This is a genomic window from uncultured Clostridium sp. (assembly GCF_934754925.1).
GTDB lineage: Bacteria > Bacillota > Clostridia > Clostridiales > Clostridiaceae > Clostridium.
In genome coordinates this window covers 1-24,027 of sequence record NZ_CAKVJA010000012.1, presented here as the reverse complement: position 1 = coordinate 24,027, position 24,027 = coordinate 1, and the positions used below count along the sequence as shown (strand labels likewise).

At 26.3% G+C, this 24,027-nt stretch carries 22 protein-coding genes; 20 read left to right on the top strand and 2 right to left on the bottom strand.

Annotated features, from left to right (window positions below; genetic code table 11):
* From Q0G30_RS05985 to Q0G30_RS05910, 16 genes are all read left to right on the top strand, one after another.
* Complete coding sequence (locus tag Q0G30_RS05985; RefSeq protein ID WP_294387810.1) at positions 1-348, top strand: hypothetical protein; 348 nt, start codon at positions 1-3, stop codon at positions 346-348.
* A 160-nt stretch (positions 349-508) separates the two neighbouring features.
* On the top strand, positions 509-3,721 hold the full coding sequence (locus tag Q0G30_RS05980; protein WP_294387808.1) for a sensor histidine kinase: 3,213 nt from the start codon (positions 509-511) through the stop codon (positions 3,719-3,721).
* Between the two features lie 164 nt (positions 3,722-3,885).
* Positions 3,886-5,193, top strand: a complete 1,308-nt coding sequence (locus Q0G30_RS05975; protein WP_294387806.1) for an MATE family efflux transporter — start codon at positions 3,886-3,888, stop codon at positions 5,191-5,193.
* A gap of 204 nt (positions 5,194-5,397) precedes the next feature.
* Positions 5,398-6,216, top strand: coding sequence for a MerR family transcriptional regulator (locus tag Q0G30_RS05970; RefSeq protein WP_294387804.1), 819 nt, complete (start codon positions 5,398-5,400; stop codon positions 6,214-6,216).
* A 95-nt stretch (positions 6,217-6,311) separates the two neighbouring features.
* Positions 6,312-6,992, top strand: coding sequence for an N-acetylmuramoyl-L-alanine amidase (locus Q0G30_RS05965; RefSeq protein WP_294387802.1), 681 nt, complete (start codon positions 6,312-6,314; stop codon positions 6,990-6,992).
* 120 nt (positions 6,993-7,112) lie between these two features.
* Positions 7,113-7,421, top strand: a complete 309-nt coding sequence (locus Q0G30_RS05960; RefSeq protein ID WP_294387800.1) for a hypothetical protein — start codon at positions 7,113-7,115, stop codon at positions 7,419-7,421.
* Between the two features lie 222 nt (positions 7,422-7,643).
* Positions 7,644-8,315 carry a DUF969 domain-containing protein gene (locus Q0G30_RS05955; RefSeq protein WP_294387798.1) on the top strand — a complete coding sequence of 224 codons (672 nt, stop codon included), beginning with the start codon at positions 7,644-7,646 and terminating at the stop codon, positions 8,313-8,315.
* A gap of 20 nt (positions 8,316-8,335) precedes the next feature.
* Positions 8,336-9,265 carry a DUF979 domain-containing protein gene (locus tag Q0G30_RS05950; RefSeq protein ID WP_294387796.1) on the top strand — a complete coding sequence of 310 codons (930 nt, stop codon included), beginning with the start codon at positions 8,336-8,338 and terminating at the stop codon, positions 9,263-9,265.
* Positions 9,266-9,419: 154 nt separating this feature from the next.
* Positions 9,420-10,061: a pyroglutamyl-peptidase I gene (gene pcp / locus Q0G30_RS05945; protein ID WP_294387794.1), complete on the top strand. Its 642-nt coding sequence runs from the start codon at positions 9,420-9,422 to the stop codon at positions 10,059-10,061.
* Positions 10,062-10,063: 2 nt separating this feature from the next.
* Positions 10,064-10,501, top strand: coding sequence for a gamma-glutamylcyclotransferase family protein (locus tag Q0G30_RS05940; RefSeq protein ID WP_294387892.1), 438 nt, complete (start codon positions 10,064-10,066; stop codon positions 10,499-10,501).
* Between the two features lie 139 nt (positions 10,502-10,640).
* Positions 10,641-11,483 (top strand): Mrp/NBP35 family ATP-binding protein, encoded by an 843-nt coding sequence (locus tag Q0G30_RS05935; RefSeq protein WP_294387792.1) that lies wholly within the window; start codon positions 10,641-10,643, stop codon positions 11,481-11,483.
* Positions 11,484-11,916: 433 nt separating this feature from the next.
* A complete protein-coding gene (locus Q0G30_RS05930; RefSeq protein WP_294387790.1) occupies positions 11,917-13,302 on the top strand; it encodes an ABC transporter substrate-binding protein in 1,386 nt (461 codons plus the stop codon).
* 72 nt (positions 13,303-13,374) lie between these two features.
* Positions 13,375-14,265 carry a sugar ABC transporter permease gene (locus tag Q0G30_RS05925; RefSeq protein ID WP_294387789.1) on the top strand — a complete coding sequence of 297 codons (891 nt, stop codon included), beginning with the start codon at positions 13,375-13,377 and terminating at the stop codon, positions 14,263-14,265.
* Positions 14,266-14,268: 3 nt separating this feature from the next.
* On the top strand, positions 14,269-15,162 hold the full coding sequence (locus tag Q0G30_RS05920) for a carbohydrate ABC transporter permease (RefSeq protein ID WP_294387786.1): 894 nt from the start codon (positions 14,269-14,271) through the stop codon (positions 15,160-15,162).
* A gap of 290 nt (positions 15,163-15,452) precedes the next feature.
* The gene (locus Q0G30_RS05915; RefSeq protein WP_294387784.1) at positions 15,453-16,382 is read left to right on the top strand and encodes a helix-turn-helix domain-containing protein; all 930 of its coding nucleotides are present in this window, start codon (positions 15,453-15,455) and stop codon (positions 16,380-16,382) included.
* Between the two features lie 41 nt (positions 16,383-16,423).
* Positions 16,424-17,368: a family 43 glycosylhydrolase gene (locus Q0G30_RS05910; RefSeq protein ID WP_294387783.1), complete on the top strand. Its 945-nt coding sequence runs from the start codon at positions 16,424-16,426 to the stop codon at positions 17,366-17,368.
* A 52-nt stretch (positions 17,369-17,420) separates the two neighbouring features.
* On the opposite strand, the gene Q0G30_RS05905 is transcribed toward Q0G30_RS05910, so the two are convergent.
* The gene (locus tag Q0G30_RS05905) at positions 17,421-17,765 is read right to left on the bottom strand and encodes a DUF1622 domain-containing protein (RefSeq protein WP_294387782.1); all 345 of its coding nucleotides are present in this window, start codon (positions 17,763-17,765) and stop codon (positions 17,421-17,423) included.
* Positions 17,766-17,850: 85 nt separating this feature from the next.
* The gene (locus tag Q0G30_RS05900; RefSeq protein ID WP_294387781.1) at positions 17,851-19,302 is read right to left on the bottom strand and encodes an LTA synthase family protein; all 1,452 of its coding nucleotides are present in this window, start codon (positions 19,300-19,302) and stop codon (positions 17,851-17,853) included.
* A 560-nt stretch (positions 19,303-19,862) separates the two neighbouring features.
* On the opposite strand from Q0G30_RS05900, the gene Q0G30_RS05895 reads away from it, so the two are divergent.
* From Q0G30_RS05895 to Q0G30_RS05880, 4 genes are all read left to right on the top strand, one after another.
* Positions 19,863-20,102, top strand: coding sequence for a lactate dehydrogenase (locus Q0G30_RS05895; RefSeq protein WP_294387780.1), 240 nt, complete (start codon positions 19,863-19,865; stop codon positions 20,100-20,102).
* 100 nt (positions 20,103-20,202) lie between these two features.
* A complete protein-coding gene (locus tag Q0G30_RS05890) occupies positions 20,203-21,027 on the top strand; it encodes a mechanosensitive ion channel domain-containing protein (protein WP_294387778.1) in 825 nt (274 codons plus the stop codon).
* Between the two features lie 170 nt (positions 21,028-21,197).
* Positions 21,198-22,766 (top strand): DNA mismatch repair protein MutS, encoded by a 1,569-nt coding sequence (locus Q0G30_RS05885; protein WP_294387889.1) that lies wholly within the window; start codon positions 21,198-21,200, stop codon positions 22,764-22,766.
* A 228-nt stretch (positions 22,767-22,994) separates the two neighbouring features.
* Positions 22,995-24,027, top strand: a 1,033-nt coding sequence (locus tag Q0G30_RS05880) for a GDSL-type esterase/lipase family protein (protein ID WP_294387777.1), incomplete at its 3' end; no start/stop codon positions are given.

Here is a 24,027-nt window from a genome sequence, read left to right as displayed (position 1 = left end):
ATGAGTTTAATAAGTACATACGAAAAGTTTACACATATAAATGAAGAATTTATAGAATTTATAGATAAGTTAATTGGAAATGATTTTAAATCTTTTACAGATGATCAAATAAAAATGAATTTAAATATAGCTTTAAAAAATTATGAAAAATTAAAGTTTGAAAGTGATGAAATTCAAGTTGAAGAAGATAATAAAAATAATTTAAATGATTTGAGATATTTAATAATGAGCGCATTATTTCTAGTATCAGATTTAATTCACTTTTATAACTTAAAGGAATATGAAAGATTTAAAATGAGAGCAGTAAACTATATAAATAACAGTAGAAGAGGAAAAATTATTTATTAAAAATTTTTCACAAAGCCCATGATTTTATTATTATCATGGGCTTTCTATATAAAGAACTCATTAAAACATATAGAAATATAAAAAAACATAAGTTTGACATAAAAAGTAAAACAAGGTAAAATAGTGTAGAATTAGATATTGAAATAAGGGAGAGGGCTATATGAATAGGCTCATAAAAAGGTGTATTTTAATAGGGACATGTTTTACATTGATAATTGGAGTTTTTAATTGTAATTTAGTATTTGCAGATAAGATAAACAGTTTTAGTAAATTAGTTCCTAAAAATGAGAAAATTAATTTTGAAAATTTAACAATAGAAGATGGATTATCTAGTAATTTTATAACTACAATCTTTCAAGACTCTAATGGATATATGTGGATTGGAACAGATGATGGTCTAAATCAATATGATGGTTATTATCTAATTGAATATAATTATAGCGATGGAATGGCATCAACTTATATAAATACAGTATGTGAAGATAAATATGGCAATATATGGGTAGGAACTCGCGGTGGATTAAGTATTATTAATAGTAAAACAGAAGAGATTAAAAACATTAAATACGATAAAAGTGAAAAAGGTATATCACATTATAATGTTACTACTATTTACAAGGATAGCCAAGGTACGATGTGGGTAGGAACTGAAAAAGGTCTTAATAGGTATGATTATGAGAGCGAGACTTTTATACAATATAGTTATGCGGAATTAACAAATCCATATATAACTGATATTAAGGAGATAAAAGGTGAATATCTATTAGTTACAACAAAATCTGGAGTAAATACAGTAGATATAAAAGAAAATATAGTGTTTAAAAGCAGTTCTGATCCAGAACAATATGAGTATATTTACAATGCGGAAATTGATAATGATGGGGACATATGGTTTGCCACTAAAAACGGAATACATAAATATGAGCATGAAAGTGATACATTAAATGCTTTTACTATTGAAGAATATGAAGAAATACATAGCGATATTAGTTATATACTATGCGATGAAAATAATAATTTATGGTTTGCAAGCTCTAGTGGGGTAATAAAGTATAATGAAGATGATGATGTAACCACATTATATAAAGCAGAAAAGCAGTTTGTTAACTCTTTAAGCGGTGATAGTATACACTACATTTTTGAAGATAGTAATGGATTATTATGGATAGGAACAGATAATGGAATAAGTAAATTAAATATTACACAACAAATTAATAATAGAGTAAATTTAATATTAAAAGAAAATGAGATAAAAGAAACAAGTTTTTCTTCAATAATAGAAGATAGTGATGGAGATTTATGGATAGGAAGTCAATATCATGGGTTGATAAATATAGTAGAAGATGAGAAAAATTTAGTAAGGTATAGTTATGATCAAAATACTCTTTCTAGCAACACAGTAAAATATATTACTGAATTAAAAAAAGGTGAAATCACTATAGTTACTGATAAGGGAATAGATATAATTAATAAAAATGAAAACAAAATAATTATTAATAAGTTTTCTGAAGAATTAAATGCTGATGGATATCTAGAAATACAAAAAATAATATGTGATAATAAGGGATATCATTGGATAGCTACTAAGCAAGGCATTATTAGAGTAGATATTAATAATGAAATAAAAAGCTATAAGAGTGATTTCAAAGAATATGGACTTGAAGATATAAAAATAGTAGATATATTTCAAGATAAGTATGATGAAGATATACTTTGGTTAGCTGGAGGTGAGTACACAGGTCTTATTAAATTTCATAAAACTGAGGGAATAATAAAAAATTATATTAATAATACTTTAGAAAATTCTATAAGTTATGATGTTATAAATTGCATACAAGGTGATGAAAAAGGAAACCTTTGGATTGGGACGAGCTCCGGGCTAAATAAACTTAATATTGAAACTGAAGAGTTTACTATATATGATGAAAAATGTGGAATGATAAATGATTATGTTAATTCTATTATTATAGATGATAATGAGGATATATGGATTGGTACTAATAAAGGGTTATGTAAATTTGATATTGAGGAAAATAAGTTCATTAATTATAACAAATACTATGGAATACAAGGAAGTAAATTTAATTTAAATGCTTCTTGGAAAACAAAAAGTGGATATTTATTATTTGGAACTACAGAAGGTATTGTTTACTTCAATCCTAATGAATTGTATAAGGAAATTAATAAAGAGAATTCAGTTATTATTGAAAGTATTAGAATTAACGACAAGAAAATAGAGTTTGATGAGAAAAATGAAATTAAACTTAAATATAATGAAAATAATATAATTATTAACTTTTTCTTACCTGATTATAGAAAGTATTCTGATATAACGTATGAATATAATCTTGAAGGTCTAAATGACAAATGGGTATATTCTAATAATATTAGTTATGCAAATTATACATCATTAGCACCAGGAAAGTATATTTTTAAAGTTAGGGCTAGTCAAGATAATGGATATTTAACTAATGAAACTAGTATAATAATAAAAATAGGAAATCCTTGGTGGAAAACACCAATAGCAAATTTATCTTATATATTAATAATAGCAATCATAGTAATTTATTTTGGAAATAGTGTAAAGATATTAAGAGCACTAGTAAAGAAACAAACAAAAGAAATTAATGATAAGATGAAAGAAAATCAAATACTATACGAAAAAAATATAAAAAACGAAAAATTTAAAAATGATTATTTTGTAAATTTATCCCATGAATTAAGAACCCCTATTAATATTATTTTATCAACAGTACAACTAATAAATTCATTGAATAAAGATAAAGATATTTCTAAAAAAAGACTTAATCATTACATGGAAATTATACATAAAAGTTCAAATAGTTTATTAAAAATCATTAATGATATTATAGATAGTTCTAAAATAGAATCAGGTAGCTATAAAATCAATAAGGAAGATAATGTTGATATAGTTTATTTAGTGGAAGAAACGGCTTTAACTATGAGTGATTATATTGAAGAAAAAGGTATTCAATTAATTATTGATCCACAAATAGAAGAAAAGTATATATCTTGTGATGCAAATGAAATAGAAAGATGCATAGTCAATATTATAGGAAATGCAGTTAAATTTACTCCAGAAGGTGGAAAGATAGAGATTACTGTAGAAGATAAAGGTGATAGTATAAAAATTGATGTAAAGGATTCTGGAATTGGTATATCAGAGGAAGACCAGAAATTTATATTTAATAGATTTGAGCAAGGGGAAAATGGAAATTCTACTAAGGTTAGCAGTAGTGGCATTGGATTAACCTTGGTTAAGTATATAGTTAAACTACATAATGGAACTATAGATTTAGAAAGTAAGGTAGATGAGGGAACTAAAGTCACAATAATATTACCTTGTAAGTAAATATAAGAAGTTATCTAAAAGATAGATCAAATATAAAGAGGTTTATATTTATCTATATACTTTTAGATGACTTTTTTTTGTATAAAATGTATAAAAAGTATTGACTCTTGTGTAAGAAAAGAGTTTATAATTTGAAAGTATTAAAATTTAAAGGAGAGATATATATGAGAAAGGAATTTTTTAAATATGCTATTCCATCAGCATTGGCGATGTTTATTTCTTCATTATATACAGTAATAGATGGAATATTTGTTGGACAAGGCGTTGGTGATTCTGCTTTAGCGGCTGTAAATATAGTTCTTCCATTTACAGTAATGATATTTGGATTAGCTTCAATGTTTGCTATTGGAGGAGGAGCATTAGTATCTAAAAATATAGGAGCTAATAATATAGAAAAAGCAATTAATATATTTAGGCAAGTATTTAAGTCATTATTAATAGTTAGTTTGATAATAAGTGTAATATGTGTAGTATTCACTAGCCCAATAGTAAGTTTGCTAGGAGCAACTGAAGTATTAAAACCATTAGCGGTAGAGTATTTAAGATTTTATGCATTATTCTGTATACCAAACTTAATTGGAATTGTTTTAAATAGTTTTGTTAGAAATGATGGTAGACCAAAGTTAGCAATGGTATCTACTATAAGTGGTGCTATTACTAATATACTTTTAGACTATATATTTATTTTTCAATTAGGAATTGGAATTAAGGGGGCAGCAATAGCAACTGGGCTTGGACAAATAGTAACAGTAAGTATACTATTACCTCATTTTATTAAGAAAAAAGGATATTTATCTTTTGGAAATGTAGAAGTATCATTTAAAACAGTAAAGGAGTTTTGTACTATAGGGTTTCCTTCATTTTTTGCACAAGGAAGCTATTCTATAATTGTTTTGCTTCATAATATAGCTTTAGTAAAATATGCAGGTGAAATTGGAGTTTCAGCATATAGTATATTAAACTATCTAACAACTAATATATATATGGTTTTATATGGAATTACATTAGGGGTTCAGCCACTTGTTAGTTATAATTATGGAAAGAAAGATGTAGAAAAGATGTTAGGTTTCTTTAGAATAACATCAATTTCTAATATAATAATAACAGGAGTTTTTGTGATTATAAGCTTTGTATTTGGACCTTCATTAATATCTATATTCACAAATGATATACAAATAGCACAAATGGCGTATGATGCATTAAAAATAGCATGCTTAAGTTATTTTGCTGTAGGATTAAATTTAAATATTTTAGTTTATTATCAAGCAATTGAAATACCTAAGTATTCTAATTTAAGTTGTATTTTAAGATCAATAGTATATTTACCAGTATGCTTATTTTTCTTAGGTAAATTCTTTGGTATTAATGGTATTTGGGCAAGTGCAATTATATCGGAGACTTTAACGTTTATAACTATAAAAATAGTAGGAAATATAAAATTATATACATTTAGAGTGATAGAGGAAGTTTAAAAAAATATAATAGGATAATATAAGCCATATTGAGGTATTAGAATTTTACTTTACAATATGGCTTTTTTATATTTTAAAGTAAAATATATGTTTTATAATGATATAAATAAAGAAAAACATATAAAATATAAAATAAATATATCTTAAGTGAAAAAGATGTATTTATAATTATTATTAGTAAATGGTTAAGAGGAGTAAGTTTATATGAAATCTAAATTTTCCATTGGAGAAGTAGCTAAGATACATAATATTACAGTAGAAACTTTAAGGCATTATGATAGAGTAGGATTGTTAAAGCCTTCATATATAAATAGTAGCACAGGATATAGATATTATAGTGCTAAGGATTTTATAATATTAGATTTAATTAAACAATGTAAGGCTATGGGATTATCTTTAGATGAGATAAAAAATATTATAGAAAATTATACTTCACCAGAATCAGTTTTGCATATTATAAGAAAACAGAAAGAGATTGTTGATGAAAAAATAAAGGAGTTAAATAATATAAAAGATAATATTACATTTCTTGAAGAGAGTATAAAGGTATCGTTAGATGAGGGGTTAAATAAAATATTTATAAAGTTTTATGATGAGAGAAATTTTATTAAATATAATAATACTAATAGATTTACAGAAGAGTTTGAAATAAATTTAAGTAAAATTTTAGCTGAAGTAGAAAGAAAATATACATATTTTAATAAGGAATTAGGATTTATTATTTCATACAATGATCTTAAAGAGTATAAAAAAGTAACATATAGAAATACAATGATAAAATTTACTCAGGATATGAATATTAAAGAATATGATAAGATTAGCTTACCGGCTGGAAGATATTTAACTTTAAACTTTGATGACGATTATAATGACACCAGAAAATACTACGATATTATTATGGATTATATACAAGATAATAATATTGAAGCAATAGGAGATTTTTATGAGATATACATAATAACTAGAGTTGGTAGTGATGGAACAGAGAAATCGTTAGGTAAAATACAAATACTTATTAAATAAGTTGTATAATTCAGAAATTAAAGAAAAATGTAAATACTAAGTTTTTATTGTATATATTTACCTTGAAAAATAAATTTTTAGGGGGTATATACAATATGGCAAAATGGTTATTAGATCCTGGACATGGAGGAGAGGATTCAGGCGCAACATATAAGGGTAGAAGAGAATGTGATAATGTTCTTAAGTTAACTTTAAGAGTTGGAGAATTGTTACAACAAAATAATGAAGATGTTTATTATACAAGATCTAAGGATATTACTGTAAGTTTGCTAGAAAGAAGTAATAGAGAGAATGTTGGAAATTATGATTATTTTGTAAGTATTCATAGAAATGCATATAAGGCAGAAAGTGCTAAGGGATGTGAAACTCATATATATGCTAAAGGAGGAATAGCCGAAGAGTTAGCTAATAAAGTTAATTCAGAAATGGTAAAAAGTGGATTTGTTAATAGAGGAGTAAAAATTTCTAATTTTCATGTTTTAAGAGAAACTAAATGCCCTGCCATATTAGTAGAAGTTGGTTTTATAGATAACACCTTAGATAACTTAATATTTGATTCAAAATTTGAAGAAATAGCTCAATCAATTGTTAGGGCATGTTTATGTCATATAGGAAAATTTATAAATATAAATAATAATCAGTTGAATGGAGATGAAATATATTATAGGTGTGTTGTGGGTAGTTTTAAGGAAAGAATAAATGCAGAAAATAGAAAAACTGAACTAATAGCTAAAGGATATAGAGATACATTTATCGACGTTTATAAAAAGAATTAAGATTAAGAATAGCTATATTAAAATGATTTATTAATTTTGATATAGCTATTTTATATTAATAAAAAGTTAAAATATAGCTAAAACTAATTATAGTAACTAATTGAAGGTAGGTAATTAATTATGAATAGAAAACAAAGGATAATAAGTTGCTTAAGTTTAATTTTGTTTTTTAATATAACAAAAATTAATTCTGATTTTTACATATTAGAACCTACATCATATTATGATGATTATTTTAATAAAACAATTCCTAAACAATATGAAACGGTACCTAATAATGATTTAAATAATAATAGTGATATTAATAAAATAGACGATTTTCATTATTATTTTGATGATTATGATTATTATAATAATTATAAGGATTTTCAATATTATGATAAAAAGGATGATTATTATGACCATCATTATTATAAAAACGGTGAATAATTATACATAAAAAGTTATATTTATTAGGATGTGAATAATCTAAAAATAAACATATGTAATAAAGTGAGTATAAAAGGGATTAAATATTAATATTTTATTAATGAAAGCGATGATAAATTATATAAGTTATATAAATAAGAGTTGTTGGCAAATTTTTTTTGTAGACAAATGTAGAAAAAATGGGTATAAATATAATATAGACATATAATGGAGGGAATAAAAATGGTACTAATAGGAATTTTAATGGTAATAATAGGGTTTGCATTAAAGTTAGATAGCATAGCTGTAATAATAATATCAGCACTTGCTACAGGATTTGCAGCTCATATGGATATTACCGAAATACTTTCAATACTAGGACAAACATTTGTTAATCAAAGATTAATAACAATTTTTATATTAACATTACCTGTAATAGGTATATCAGAAAGATATGGATTAAAGGAAAAAGCAGTTTCACTTATTAAGAAGGTAAAAAATCTTTCAACAGGAAAACTGTTAACTCTTTATTGTTTAATAAGACAAATTGCTGGGGCTATGTCATTAAGAATAAGTGGACATCCTCAATTTGTAAGACCATTAATAAATCCAATGGCTCAAGGAGCTGCAATAAGTAAATATGGAAAAATTGATGAAAAAACAGAAGCTAAAATAAAAGCAGCAGCAGCTTCTATGGATAACTATGGAAACTTCTATGGACAAAATCTTTTCTTAGCAAGTTCAGGGGTTTTATTAATTGCTAATACATTAAGTGAATTAGGATATACAACAACAGGATTAGATATTGCAAAAGCATCAGTTCCTATAGCTATAATTGCTTTTGTATTAGTTTTAGTTCAAAATATATTACTAGACAAGCAGTTAGATAAAAAATTTGGAAAGAAGAATAAATAGTTACAAAGGAGAAGAGATATATGGATTTTGCAGCAATTTCTAATATATTATTAGAAATATTCTACATAATAATTGGAATTATGATGTTAAATACAGCTGTATTAACATTAGGAGATAAAAATCATAAGGCTAAAATTGGAACAGCTGCCTTTTGGGCATTACTTGGAATAATATTTATATTTGGGCCATATATACCATCAGTATTAGTTGGAGCAATATTAGTTGTTATAGCAGTACTTACTTTAACTAAACAAGTTAAACCAGGAACTGTTAAAGCTTTAGATGAAAAGTTTGGTGAAGAACAAGCAAATAAATTAGGACTTAAGGTATTTATACCATCATTAGTTATAGCTTTAGCTGCATTAGGAATTGCACAATTTACAGCAATTTCAGGATCAGCAGCTATAGGTGTTGCAGCAGTTATTGCTGTAATAGTTACATTTATTATTACTAAAGCAAAACCAAGAGTTTTAGTTGAAGAATCAGATAGAATGCTTCAATCAGTAGGAGCAGTAAGTATACTACCACAATTATTAGCAGCACTTGGTGCTTTATTTACAGCAGCAGGAGTTGGAGATGTAATTTCTTCAGGAATATCAAGTATATTACCACAAGGAAATATATTCATAGGAGTTACTGCTTATTGTGTAGGTATGGCTTTATTTACAATGATAATGGGAAATGCTTTTGCAGCATTCTCAGTAATAACAGTTGGTATAGGGATACCATTTGTATTCTCACAAGGTGCTAATGTAGCAATAGCAGGTGCTTTAGCATTAACAGCTGGATATTGTGGTACATTATTAACACCAATGGCAGCTAATTTTAATATTATGCCAGCTGCTTTACTTGAAATTGAAGATAAAAATTCAATAATTAAGCATCAAGCACCAGTAGCTTTAATTTTATTAGCTATTCATATTATATTAATGTACTTCTTAGCATTTTAATTTAAATAATAGTTTAATATGGTATAATATATATGAGATATTTTCTAATAATTTTACTAGTTTAGGAAGTATCTCATAATTATCTGAAAACTTATAAGGTGAAAATAACTAAGTTTTCCCCTTAAGTTAGAAGTTAACAAAGGAGAAGATAAATATGAAAGTTTTAATAACAGGATTTGATCCATTTGGAGGAGAATCAATAAATCCAGCTTTAGAGGCAGTGAAATTATTACCAGATACAATTTCAGGTGCAGAAATAATTAAACTTGAAATTCCTACAGTATTTAGAAAATCTTTAGCAAAAATTGAAGAAGCTATAGAAATTCATAATCCTGATATTGTTATTTCTGTAGGTCAAGCTGGTGGTAGATTTGGTATAACACCAGAAAGAGTTGCAATAAATATAGATGATGCAAGAATTGAAGATAATGAAGGAAATCAACCATTAGATGTTGCCATATATGAAGATGGAGAGCCAGCATACTTTTCAAACCTACCAATAAAGGCTATGGTTAATGAAATGAAAAATAATGGCATTCCTGCATCAGTATCAAATACAGCAGGAACATTTGTATGTAATCATGTAATGTATGGGGTATTATATTTAGTAGACAAGAAGTATCCAAATATTAGAGCAGGATTTATACATGTTCCATATATTCCAGCACAAGTAGTTGATAAACCAGAAAAACCATCTATGAGTACAATTGATATATCAAAAGGGTTAGAATTATCAATAAAAGCAGCAGTAGAAAATTCAGAAGATATTAAAGCTGTTGGTGGAGCTATTTGCTAAAAATGATAGAACCAAGAGAACAAAAGAAGATATTTGTTTATGGTAGTTTAAGAACTGGTTTTTTTAACTATAATAAATATTTGTTAGGCAAAGTATCAAATGCTCAAGTTGGAAAAGTAAAGGGAAAGCTATATCATATGCCAAATAAGGGATATCCAGCATTGCTAGAAGGTGATGATGTGGTAATTGGTGAGATAATGGCTTTAAATAACTTTGAAGAGGTAATGATTCCAATGGATAAGATGGAAAATTACTATGGGGTAAATGATAATAGAAATGAATATAATAGAATAATAATGGATGTTGAGCTTTCAGATGGAACTAAAGAAAGTTGTTATGTTTATTATTATGCTATGAATGATAAGGATATTTTTGAAAAGAATAGTATTTATATAGAGAATGGTGACTGGAAAGATTATATGTTACAACATTCTCTGTAAAAAAATGTATCTGCCTCCGGGGTCAATCCATATATTGGAATTGATTGGAGGCAGTTTTTCTATATTTGACAAAGAAAAATATTAGGAATAAACTTAGGGTAAATAAATATAAAAATATAATCAAGATGAGGTGAAGTAAATGGGAAACTGTAATACATGTCCAAGTCATGGATCATGTGGAAAAGATGCAACACAGTGTGGAATTGAAAATAATCCAGAAAATAAAATTAAAAATATAATAGCAGTAATGAGTGGTAAAGGTGGAGTAGGAAAATCTACAATGTCTGTTATGATAGCTAGACAATTAGTTCAAAGAGGATATAGAGTAGGTATTTTAGATGCTGATATAACAGGACCTAGTATACCCAGATTACTTCATATAGAGGAAGAAAGGGCAAGAGGAACAGAAACACTTATTTTCCCTGTAGAAAGTAATGAAGGAATTAAAGTAATGTCTTTAAATCTTGTTGTAGAAAAAGAAGATGAAGCTGTTATTTGGAGAGGGCCAGCTATAGTTAATGTTGTAAAGCAATTCTGGACTGGAGTATATTGGGGAGAATTAGACTACTTAATAATAGATATGCCACCAGGAACTGGAGATGTTCCATTAACAGTAATGCAAACTATACCTATAAAAGGAGTAGTTATGGTTTCTATTCCTCAAGATATGATTTCAATGATAGTTTCTAAATCTATAAATATGGCTAGAAAAATGAATATAGATATATTTGGAGTAATAGAAAATATGAGTTATATTAAATGTCCAGATTGTGATAAAACAATTAAGTTGTTTAATGGAGAAAATACTGAGAATTTCTTAAAAGATATGAATGTAGAGCTATTAGGGGAATTACCTATGCATAGAGCCATAACTAATTATGGATCTATAGAGTTAATTGAAGAAGAGGAAGAAGTTGCTGAGTTATTTGATCCTATAGTTGAGAAGATAATAGAGAAATCAAAGAAAAAATTAGTATTATAGTTTAAATAAATTACTATTAAGTTATTTAAGTATAAAAATATATAATTATGAAATTACAATTAATAAAATATCCATGATTAACTTTTAAAACATGGATATTTTTTTATTAGAATAAAATTATATAGTAATAATATAGGTAAGGACAAAAGTGATTATGAAATATTAAATATATTATTGTAAGTACAATAATACGTAAAAATAAAGAATTGATACTTAAATGATAAAACAATATGGAAAAAAGTATAAGAAATACATAAAAATGTATTGACAATACTGTTACCAATTAGTTACAATAATATTGTAATAATTCAATAAAACAAAAATAAATGTAAGATAAAAAAATGGGTTAGGGTATTTTAATATGAGAAAATAAGGGTAAACATAAGCTTAGGCTTTTGTAATATATATTTATATGGAATTATGGAGGGGTATTATGGTTAAAGTGAAAACGTTTAAGAGGTTAATGGCAATTTTATTAGCTACATCAATGACTACGGGAGCAATGGTAGGTTGTGGATCTAATAAAAGTACAGATAGCTCAAGTAAAAAAGGTGAATCAGAAGAAACGAAAACAGAGGAAGAGGCAACAGTAGTAACTGCAGGAGACGAGAATGGAACTGAATTTGAAATGTGGGCATTTGTTGAGCTACATGCTAAATTTTATGAAGAAATGGTTAAAGAATGGAATGAGCAAAATCCAGATAAGACAATTAATTTAAAAATGACAGTTTTACCTTATGGTGATATGCATACTAAATTACAATCATCGTTGTTAGCTGGAAAGGGAGCTCCAGATTTATGTGATATAGAAGTTGGACAGTTTCCTAATTTCTTAAAAGGTGTTCCGCAATTAGAAACATTAAATGATGTAGTTGAGCCTTATAAAGATTCAATTGTAGAATCAAGACTTAATCTTTATAGCAAAGATGGAGATATATATGGATTACCAACACACGTTGGAGCAACTGTTGCATTCTATAATACTGAGTTGTTAGAAGAAGCTGGTATTGATTATACAACAATTAAAACTTGGGATGATTTTAAAGAAGCTGGTATTAAATATTACGAAGCTACAGGTAAACACTTAGGAACAGCTGATACAGGGTCTATATGGACAGAGTCATTAATGTTATCAGAACTTGGAAGTGATTATACAGATGATAAGGGAAATCCACAAATAGATACACCTGAAATGAAAAAGTTATTAACAACATTAAAAGAGCTTCAAGAATGTAATGCTATTGCAACAATTGCAGGAGGACAACCAGATAATGAAGAGGCTTTTGGTGAATATAATAATGGAAACTATGCTTGCGCTATCATGCCTATGTGGTATATGTCAAGATTTATAAATTACATGCCAGAACTATCAGGTAAAATTGCTATAGCTCCTGCTCCAGTATTTGAAGATGGACAAGACCGTTCTGTTGGTGGAGGAGGTACTGGTACTGTTGTTACAAACCAATGTAATGATGTAGAGTTAGCTAAAGAATTTTTAGCCTTTGCTAAGCTTTCAGAAGAAGGTAATATTAAGGTTTGGGAAATATTAGGGTTTGATCCTGTTAATACTGTTGTTTGGGAAAATGAAGAGGTTACTAATAATCCTGATAATCAATATATTCAATACTTCAAAAACAATCCATTTGATGTATTAAAAGAAATTAGAAATGAGATTGGATTAACTAAGGTTGTTGCAAATAGTCCTTCAATTAATGAAGTATTCTGTACTACAACTTTAAATAGCATATTTGAAGATGGTGAAGATGTACAAGACGCTTTAGATTATGCCAAAGATGAAGTAGATAATGCAATTCAATAATAATTAATTTTAATAAATGCAAAATCCATTTTATATAATGGATTTTGCATAATTTATAGAGGAGGTAACAAAATGGTAAAAAAATTTATATACAATAAAAAAGTTGCACCATATGTATTTATATTACCTTTTATAATTATATTTCTAGTATTCTTTATTTCCCCTATGGCCAGGACAATTATAATGAGTTTCCAATCAGTATTACCAGGAATAACAGAATGGGTAGGATTTGATAATTATACTAGATTATTAGGTGATAAAGTATTCCTTAAAGCCATTATGAATAGCATGAAATATATGATTTGGACGTTAATATTACTTATTCCAATTCCTATGTTGCTTGCAACAATTTTAAATAGTAAATTTGCTAAGGGAAGAGAGTTCTTTAAATCTGCATTATATTTACCAGCTTTAACATCTATAGTTGTTGCAGGTACAATATTTAGATTAGCATTTAGTGAATTAGATGGTGCAGTAATGAATTCTATTATAGGTTTCTTTGGCATGGACCCTATAAAATGGCTAAAGGGTGCAGGAACAGGTTTCTTTGCATTATTACTTTTAGCATGCTGGAGATGGACAGGGGTTAATATGTTATATTTCCTATCAGGTCTTAAGAATATACCAGATGAATTATATGAATCAGCAGATATTGATGGAGCAAATGCTATTCAAAAATTTATTTATATTACAATTCCACAATTAAAACCAACAATAGTCTATGTATTAACTATTTCAATATATGCAGGATTGGCAATGTTTACAGAAAGTTATATGATTTGGGGTGGAAATTCATCACCAAAGAATATAGGACTTACAATTGTAGGATATTTATATAGACAAGGTATTGAAAAGAATGCAATGGGATATGCATCTGCAGTTGGTATTATATTATTCATAATAGCAATGACTATTAATATGATTCAATTAAAATTAAATGGAACATTTTCGAAGGAGGAATAGGTAATGACTAGTTTAAATATATCAACCAATATAGAAAAAACAATAAAAAAGAAAGCTGTTGCAAATAAGAAGCGTTTAGCATTACAGATATTAGTTTTTACTTTATTCCTTATTTTATCTTGTATTATAATTATACCTTTTTATATATTAGTTATTTCTTCATTTAAGCCAGGTAATGATTTAATTCGTTACGGAATAAATTTAAAAATTGAATTAGATAAAATGTCTCTAGATAATTTTATATTCTTATTTACTGGAGATCATCAATACTTTACATGGTTCTTTAACAGTTTATTTTTAACAGCTGTTTCTGTAATAATAACTTTATTTGTATGTGCAGCAGTTGGATATGGATTTTCAATGTATGATTTTAAGTTTAAAACTTTTCTATTTATTTGCGTATTATTTGTTATGATGGTTCCTTTTGAAATATTAATGGTTCCTATGTATAGTCAGATAATAGATATGGGACTAATAGATACTTATGCTGGAGTTGTATTACCTGGAATAACAAGTGCCTCAACTATATTCTTCTTTAGGCAATATTTAATGGGGATACCAAGAGATTTAATCAATGCAGGAAGAATTGATGGTGCATCAGAATATGGTATATTTTTTAAGATAATACTTCCTGTTATGAAACCTGCATTTGCAGCAATGGCAATTTTAAATACAATGGGTGCATGGAACAACTTATTATGGCCTTTACTTGTTTTGAAAACTGATACTAAATTTACTTTACCAATAGGATTAAATACACTGTTAACTCCTTATGGAAATAACTATGATTTATTAATAGTTGGATCATTCTTTTCAGTAATTCCAGTTTTAATAATTTTCTTATGCTTCCAAAAATACTTTGTTGATGGTATGACAGCAGGAGCTGTTAAAGGATAAAAATAAACAATCAAGTACAAAAGTGAATATATATATCATTAGTAAAAAACAAATATAATAATATATAAAGATTTTAAATAATGGAATTTTAACTTTACAATTAGGTAAGTTATCTTAGAATATAATTAGATTAAAGAAAAATATAAAAGGTATATTAATATATTAACTAAGTATCTTAAATTTAAAATTATTAGTGTACTATGGTAGTTTTTTAATCGCTTTATAATTTACTTGCAGATTAATAGTACTAAAAATTAAAAAGTGGTGTTTACAAGAAGGAGTGTGGCAGAATGTTAAAGGAAATTGAACTAAGTTATAGTGATAAAAATGAGATGCTTAGTGTTATAAAAGCATTAGCTAATGAATCAAGAATAAATATTTTACAGTTATTAGATAGAGGATGTTTAAATGTAAATGAAATTGCAGAAACTTTAGATTTACCAGTATCAACAACAGCGTTAAATATAAAGATTTTAGAAGAAGCTGGATTAGTACTTACAGAGTTACAACCGGGAATTAGAGGTTCTATGAAGGTAAGTAGTAAGGCATGTAGTAATATTATTATTAATTTAAATGATAGTATAAATACTTTATCAGAAAGCTGTGTTTATATAAATATGCCTATTGGTAATTATAGTGATTGTTTAGTATTACCATCCTGTGGGTTAGTTAGCGAAAATGGAAGTATAGGGCAATTTGATAAGCCAAGTAGTTTTTATTATCCAGAAAAGGTTAATTCTCAATTATTATGGTTTTATAAAGGATATATAGAGTATAAATTTCCATATGAAAAATTAAAAAATAAAAATATAAATATGTTAGAAGTTTCAATAGAGATGTGCTCGGAAGCACCTCATTATAAAAATGATTGGCCATCAGATATAACTATGTGGATAAATGGTATAGAAGTTGGAACTTGGACTAGTCCAGGAGATTTTGGTGGTAGACGTGGTAGGAATAACCCTCAATGGTGGCCAGATACAATAAATCAATATGGATTATTAAAATATTGGAGAATTAAGGATACAGGAACTTATATTGATGATGTGAAATTATCAGAAAGAACAATTAATGATTTTAATATTGAAGATAATGATTTTATAAGTGTGAAAATTGGTATAAAAGAAAATGCGAAAAATATAGGCGGAATAAGTATATTTGGAAAATCTTTTGGAGATTATCCACAGGATATAATAATGAAAATAGAATATACAAAATAAAAAAGTATATTAAATTATGTATTGAGTATGGGGGAAGAGTTATGGCAGTTAAAGAATTAGTAAAACCTATTATATTACAAAGGGCAGATCCGTGGGTATATAAGCATACAGATGGATATTATTATTTTTCAGCTTCAGTGCCAGAGTATGATAGGATTGAAATAAGAAGATCAAAATCAATAAATGGGTTAGCTGAAGCACCAGCTATAACTATTTGGAGAAAACATGATGAAGGTATGTTAAGCGCAAATATATGGGCACCTGAAATTCATTACATTGATGGTAAATGGTATATATATTTTGCAGCAGCTAGGACTACAGAAACTAATGAAGGATTATTTGATCATAGAATTTTTGTATTAGAGAATGAAAACGAAAATCCATTAGAGGGAAAGTGGATTGAAAAGGGACAGCTAAAAACTAATTGGGAATCCTTTGCATTAGATGCAACTACATTTGAGCATAATGGAGTAAGATATTTAGTTTGGGCTCAAAAGGATCCTAATATATATGGAAATTCAAATTTATATATTGCAAAGATGAAGAATCCTTGGACAATAGAGGGTGAGCAGATAATGATTGCAGAGCCAGAATATGATTGGGAAAAGATTGGATTCTTAGTTAATGAGGGGCCAGCAGTATTAAATAGGAATGGAAAAATATTTATATCATATTCTGCAAGTGCTACAGATTATAATTACTGTATGGGAGTTTTAATAGCTGATGAAAATAGTGATTTATTAAATAAAGATTCATGGTATAAATCAGTTACCCCTGTATTAAAAACTAATGAAGAGGAAGAAATATTCGGACCAGGACATAGTTGCTTTACTGTTTCAGAAGATGGAAAAACTGATATGTTAGTATATCATGCAAGAAATTATAAAGAAATAGTAGGAGATCCATTATATGATCCTAATAGGCATACATTTGTCAAAGAATTAGGTTATGATGAGGATGGAAATATAATATTTGATTTAAAATAAGTTTATTTAGGATGACTCTAAGATAACTATCTTAGAGTCATCCAAATTTTTATTAAGATTCTAGAAGGCTTTTATTATGTTTTTCGCTATCCTTAATTTCACGTTCTAAAACAAATGTCATTAAGGCTCTTATTAAGAATAAGGCTCCTAAAATTATTAATTCATCAAGGCTTTTTACCAAAACAGTTTTTAGTATTTCAGCAGCAAGTTTAAATTCAAGTGCAGTAATCATAGAATTTGCAAATTGATATTTTAACGAATAACCTTCTTTTCCAAATTTAGATTTTACATAATGATAAAAAGCTGTAAATGCTCCAACTGTTAATACAATTACGCCCATTAATTCAAAAATGTGAATTAATATTGGAAGTAATTTATCAAAAATATGTTCTAACAAAATAATATCCCCCTTAACTTATAAATATATGTATAATACAAATATAATATAAATTAAGAAGGAAAAGATTTCAACATTAGTAAGTTCAATTATTATTATTATTATTATTATATTTATCAGAGCTATAATTTTCACCTATAACTTTATCATAAGTAATTAAATCTAAAATTTCATTTCTAGAATCAGAACTTTGAATACTTGGTGAATATAGTGGATATTCTTTCATTAAATTTTTCATAGTTTTTATGAAAGCTGTATCTTCTAAATTAATTAAGTCTGTAACTATATAAGGTATATAGAATGCAGAAATAGTATCTATCTCTTTATTAAAAATGTTAGAATCGTAATTATTCCATAGTATATATTTTTGACTATAAATTAACTTAGCGTTATCATCAGAAACACCTAATCTGTCATACACATTATCATCAGGTGTGAAGAAAGGAAAATGATCACCAACAAAAACAAGTAATACATCTTCATCGAATTCTTTTAACCAATTTGTAAACTCTCTTAATTGATCACTAGTTTCCTTAATACCAGCTAAATAGTATGATAATTGATCAGCTCCATCAGCTGTTTCAGCATAATATGGTTGATGGTTCTGCATAGTAGTAGCGAATATATAGCTTGGATTTTCATTTGATTGTAGAACATTTTTAATTTGATTAAAAACACTTTTATCAGAAATATATCTTCTAAAATATTCTGTTTCAACTGTCATACTATCATCAAAATATAAGGTATCAAATCCATATTCAGAATATAAGGTATCTCTATCATAAAAAGTTTTACTAAAAGGGTGAATATATGATGTACTATATCCAAGAGACTTAAAGTAACTAGGGAATGTATCTATAATTTCCTGTTTTTTTAATAAGTTTTGCGGAACTGATGGAGTGTTAATAGCATAAGTTGGTAGGCCAGTTAACAATTCGAATTCAGTTCTTGTAGTATAACCTCCAAAGGTTGGAACTATACAATTTCCAACGTAACCTTCAGCACCCACAGAATCAAAACCAGAATAAATATCATTATTAACCTCTAAAGAATCAAATACTCTAAAATCACTAAATGATTCAGACATAATAAAAATAACATTAGGGGAATTTTTAGATGCAGTTTCCAAATTTGTACTTGTATCTGAATTAGATAATAAATTTTTTATAGAATCATAACTATAGTTTTCAGGTGGATTTACAATATCCATTAAATTTTCTGATGTAGTCTTTGTTAAATAAGGAAGAAACCCTATATCACTAAATTGTTCATTACTTTCTAATATATTAGTAGCAACTGTAGTTTCTATTTCAAAAACTGAAAAAATCTTTGCTGAAATAGGAGTTGTTAATGATATAGTTATTAATAAACTTATAAAGGCACAACTACAAATACGTTTTTTAATTGAAAAATTTAGAGTTAAATTATTTTTGTAAGTTAAGAAAATATATAATGACAATAGTATAAAATTAAGGATTAATGGATAAGTAATTTTTAAAGAAGCAAATTTTCCAACATCACTTAAGTTTTTTGTCATTAATAAATCACTTATTACTAAATGACTGCCACTAGTTTTATATTTAAAATATTCAATACAAGAAAGAATATAAAGTATACCTCCATGAAAAATCATAGATAGGTAAGCTTTTTTTAATATAAGAAAAATTAAAGTAAATAATATGATACAAATAATAATATTAAATAATAATATGTTAGGTTTTTTTATTAAGAATTTTAATGTGTCATTAAAATCCTGACATATATTATACTCTAATAAAATTGATAAAAATAATGGATATAATATAATTAATAAATATTTAGGTATGTTTTTTAAGTTAGATCTCATTATACGATAATAACTCCTTTCTGGTAAGATACCTTGAGAAATTACAAGTACCAAATAACATTATATACTTAAAATAGTTTTTTTTAAATTAGATTAAGAGAATATTAAGAGAAATTTAATAGAATTTATAATAAAGTTTATAGTGAAAAACAATTATATGCATACGAACAAATAACAATGTTTTTTTATTTTAATTTTAGTGTATTTGTATAAACTAACTAGGTAAATAAAATTAGAATGGAGTGATTTTAATGTTTGGAATACCGGCAATTGAATGGGTTGGATATGCAGCCTCAATTATGATTGCAATATCATTAATTATGACTAATATAGTAAAGCTTAGAATAATAAATTCAATAGGATGTATATTATTTGCTATATATGGTTTTACAGTGAAAGCATACCCTGTTGGTATAATAAATGCTTTTATATTTTTTGTAAATAGCTACTACTTATATAAGATGTATAAAGAGGGAAATAAGAGGAATTAATCTTGTAAAAGTGCTTCAAATTACTAATTATAAGTTTACAAAAAATTAAATATGTATATAATAAAATAATGAATAAAATGAGGAGGCACTTTTTATAACTATGAATTTAGAACAATTTTTAAACAAACTTATTAATTGGGTAACTACAGAAGGAGTAAAATTGGTTGTATGGTTATTTTTACTATGGATTGGTTGGAAACTTGCTAAGAAAATAGTAAATATAATGAATAGAACACTAGAAAAAAGAAATGTAGATGCAACAATTAGATCCTTTTTAGATACTTTTGTAGAAGTAGTATTAAAAGGGGTAGTACTTTTTGTATTTTTAGATCAAGTAGGAATTGAAACAACAGGAATAGCTGCATTGTTAGCATCAGCGGGAGTTGCAATAGGGCTTGCATTACAAGGAAGTCTATCTAATTTTGCTGGAGGAGTAATAATATTATTAATAAGACCATTTAATGTTGGAGATTATATTGAAGGATCTGGACATACAGGGATTATTGAAAAAATAGGAATGTTCTATACACATATGACAACTGTAGATAATAAGCTTATACTTATTCCAAATGGTAATTTAGCAAATGGAAGTATTGTAAATTACTCAGCAAAAGAATTAAGAAGAGTAGACTTAACTTTTGGAGTTGGATATGAACAAGATGTTTTAAAAGTGAAAAGAGTATTATCTAATATTGTAGATAAACATGATTTAATTTTAAAAGATCCTGCACCATTTATAGCACTTTCTGCTCATGGAGATAGCGCTATTAATTTTGTAGTAAGAGTTTGGGTTAATAATAGTGATTATTGGAAAGTTCATTTTGATTTACTTGAAGCAGTTAAAGTTAAATTTGATGAAGAAGATATAAGTATACCTTATCCACAAATGGATTTACATATAAAAAAACAAGAATTAGAAAAATAAAATTAAATCTTATTCCCCTATAAGTTGTAAATATTTTTTGACTTATAGGGGAGTTTTATTTTAAGGAATATGTTGCTTTTTATATAATAAGATATGATTATAGTGTATAATATTAAATAGATTTTTATATTGAAGTTAATGCGTAAAAGAGGTGCAAAATGAAAAATATAATGGATTCACTTTTAGGGCTTTATGATATGATGGAAAAAGACTTCGGTGAAGAAAGAAAAAAGAAAAGAAACTTTAAGCATATAAGAACTTATTTTGATATGGAAGAGCATGATGGATATACAATAGATGATCAAACTTGGGATGATTTTAACATGGATGAAGTCTTTGAAAAGGTTGATAGAACTTATAGTAGTGCAGGAGAAGCAATTTTATATAAAATGCTTAGAAACCCACTTCATAATAGGGGAAAATTGGAGGAAAGAGATGAAATAATTGAAACATTAAGAAAAACTACTGATTTAAGAACAAAGCTACAAATGATTTATTTCAAGCTTGGATATGATAGAAAAAATACATTTTTAGATATGATAATGGAATCTTTAGAAGCAAATAAAACTAAATATTATTTATATATTTTATGTGGTAGAATCTTAATGCTTGGAACAATAATATTATCTATATTATTAAAAGAGCCTATGTTGCTTTTAGCTACATTTATATTATTATGGGTTAATGTATTTATTAATGATAAAGAAAGAAAAAATGTTAAATCACAAGGATTACTTTATTTAAGAAATATTATAATTTCGGCAAAGAAAATTCAAGAGATAAAACATCCAGCTCTTGAAGAGTATAATAATAAAATTAAAGAATTACTGAAAGAGTTAAAAGGTATTGATAGTGCTACTAGACCTATTCAATTAGCTAATACAGGTGGAGGAGTTTTTGAGGTTTTAACTATTCCATTTTTATTAGAGGAAACTGCTTTTTATAGAATTGCTAGCTTATTAGATGAAAAAAGAGAGTATATTTTAGATTTGTATTATTTAATAGGTGAGATAGAAAGTTATATGTCTATAGCATCTTATAAGGAAGAAATAAAAGAAAAGTATACTAAACCAAAATTTATAAATAAAGTAGGCATTAACATAGTAGATGGTATACATCCTTTAATAAAAGATGCAGTTCCTAATTCAATTAATTTTGAAAAGAGAGGAATTATTTTAACAGGAACAAATATGGCAGGAAAATCTACCTTTTTAAGAATGATAGGTCTTAATATTATATTTGCACAAACATTTAATTTTACATTAACCAAAAAGTATGAAGCATGTTTTTTTAATATAGTTTCATCAATAAGTCCAAGTGATGATGTTACTCTAGGAAAGAGTTATTACATGGCTGAGGCTGAAGCATTACTTAGAATAATTAAAGCCTTAGATTTAGATTTACCGGTATTTTGTCCAATAGATGAAATATTTAGGGGTACAAATCCAATTGAAAGAATAGCATCTTCTGCTGAAATATTAAAATATATTAATAGTAAGGATAGTATATCAATTGTTGCAACACATGATAGAGAGCTTACAGATATTCTTAAGGAAAATTATGATTTCTTCTATTTTAGTGAAAAAGTAGATAGCAAGGGATTAAATTTTGATTACAAATTAAAGAGGGGAGTATCTAAAACACGTAATGCTATTAAGTTATTAGATCATATAGGATATCCAAAAGAAATAATAAAAAAATCGTATAATAGAGCTGAAACTTTAGAAAAATATATGTAGAAATTTAAGCTATTGTAGGTAGTATGTGTAATTACTTAGAATAGCTTATTTTTTTATTTACACAAGTAAATATTTACATAAAAATAATATGTAGAAAATTAAATTATTTTTTTAAATAGGAAAAAAATATGTAGATATATTTTGGAAAAAAATACCTAAAAAAACTGTAAATTTATAGAAAAAGCACCTATAATAAGTATAGGAGTTATAAGGTGTGGAGGAGAAATTGTGAAAAGAAATAGTAAATTCAAGATTATATTTGTAGTAATTATAGGAATAATTGTATTAGCCTTATCTGTAGCAATACAAGCTAAGGGAGAAGTTGCTAATGAAAGACTAAATAAATATGTTGCCATAGGGGATGAAATTTCTATAGAAGCTAGTAATGATTATGATATTGAATATGTTTCCTTGATTAGAGATTTTTTATATGCTTTAAATAATAATTTAGATTATAGCAATTTAAGCAAGGAAGGAATAACATCTTTTGAATTATTAAATATAATAGATGATAATAAGGATAAGATAAAAGACGCAGATATAATTACAATCTCAATTGGAGGAAATAATATTTTAAATCCTATATTAAAAAATCTAAATATAGATGAAACTATATTACAAAACTGCGATGAAGAGAAATTTGACTCTATAATAAGTGAATATTTGAATAGTGAGGAAATTAAAACTGAAATTTTAAATGAAGTAAATAAATTTTCAAAGGATTTTCCTAACATAATAAAAAAAATAAAAAAGTTAGCTCCTGAAGCTGAGATATACGTAAATACAGTATATAATCCTATTAATAAAAAGTGCAATATTTATGATTTTTTTGATGAGCAAATAAATTTAATTAATGATTTAATAGTTAAAAATAATAGTAATTATGATTATAAAATTTTGGATTGCTATCACATATTAAATAATGATGAAGTTTTAAATTTTAAGATTGAAAATGGAGTAGCAAGAATTTCTCCTAATAAAGTTGGACATGCAATGATGGCAACACAAGTAATCTCAGATTATGAAGAGTATGTTAACTTAGAAGTAGATAAAGTTACATCTAATAGTGATAATATTAAGGGAAAAACTGTTCCTAATAGTAATATTATCATTGTATCTGAAAATGGAACTATAGGAACAACTCAAGCAAAAGCAAATGGAGAGTTTCAAGTTGAAATATCACCTATGGTTTCTGGAACCAATATAGAAGTATTAGTTTATGATAAAAAGATTTTTTCTATATTGTACAAATTTGAGAAAT